The organism is Psychrobacter sp. 1U2 (assembly GCF_051847575.1).
Window position 1 is genome coordinate 1 of sequence record NZ_JBPYDC010001871.1, and the last position, 506, is coordinate 506.

A 506-nucleotide genomic window follows, 5' to 3' on the forward strand; every position below is an offset into this window, starting at 1 on the left:
GTAAGAAATTAAGAATTTCTTACTTTTATGTTTACTACAGTTCTTAATTTTCTTCAAAAATTTGTTATCAATTAATACTTTCTGTCATACAGTACTTCATAAAAAAGGAGCTTACATTTTAAACTCCTTAATATAAAACATAAATGTAACTTTAACTTTTTGCTTTTTCCTTAATAGTAGTAACAATACCTGATAACGCATAGATGATACCGATGGCTAAGATACCAACAGGTATGTCATAGATCACAATGCTCATAACCAGCACCCCAAGGATAAGCACCACAAAAGGTACTTTCTTTTTGTCAAATTCCTTAAAACTATAGTATTTGACGTTACTGACCATTAATAAACCACAGATAACTACCCACACGGCAAATAAGAACATAACAGCAGTATCATATTGTCCCACCCATTCATTATGATCGACAGCAACCATAACAGCAGACGTTACTAATATAGCGGCAAGCGGACTTGCTAAACCAACAAAGTACTTTTTATCTACAATA

The 506-nt window shown here is 32.2% G+C and carries 1 protein-coding gene; it reads right to left on the reverse strand.

The genetic code is table 11. The features are described from left to right. Window positions 1–151: 151 nt before the first annotated feature. The coding region (locus ACS8FD_RS24870; RefSeq protein WP_439277807.1) for a CDP-alcohol phosphatidyltransferase family protein at window positions 152–506 on the reverse strand (355 nt) is incomplete at its 5' end.